We start from the raw sequence: 316 nt of genomic DNA, 5'->3' as shown, positions 1-316 counted from the left end.
ATATGTGGTGGGTGATACTGGACTTGAACCAGTGACCCTCGCCTTGTAAGGGCGATGCTCTCCCAACTGAGCTAATCACCCACATATAATAGGTATGACTTTATTAATTTAACGTTTAATATAATTTGGTGGGTGATACTGGACTTGAACCAGTGACCCTCGCCTTGTAAGGGCGATGCTCTCCCAACTGAGCTAATCACCCAAATTATATATTTAATATGCACCATTCTAAGAATGGTGGGTCGTACTGGACTTGAACCAGTGACCCTCGCCTTGTAAGGGCGATGCTCTCCCAACTGAGCTAACGACCCATATT

The 316-nt window shown here is 44.9% G+C and carries 3 tRNA genes; all 3 read right to left on the bottom strand.

What is annotated here, in order from left to right:
* Positions 1–5 precede the first annotated feature (5 nt).
* Positions 6–81 (bottom strand) — tRNA-Val (locus tag AN393_RS19775).
* 45 nt (positions 82–126) lie between these two features.
* Positions 127–202 (bottom strand) — tRNA-Val (locus AN393_RS19770).
* 33 nt (positions 203–235) lie between these two features.
* Positions 236–311: transfer RNA gene (locus AN393_RS19765), tRNA-Val, on the bottom strand.
* Between the last annotated feature and the right edge of the window lie 5 nt (positions 312–316).

It is taken from the genome of Pseudoalteromonas sp. P1-25, from assembly GCF_001401805.1.
In the GTDB taxonomy this organism is placed as follows: domain Bacteria; phylum Pseudomonadota; class Gammaproteobacteria; order Enterobacterales; family Alteromonadaceae; genus Pseudoalteromonas.
This window is presented reverse-complemented; position numbering and strand designations above follow the sequence as displayed.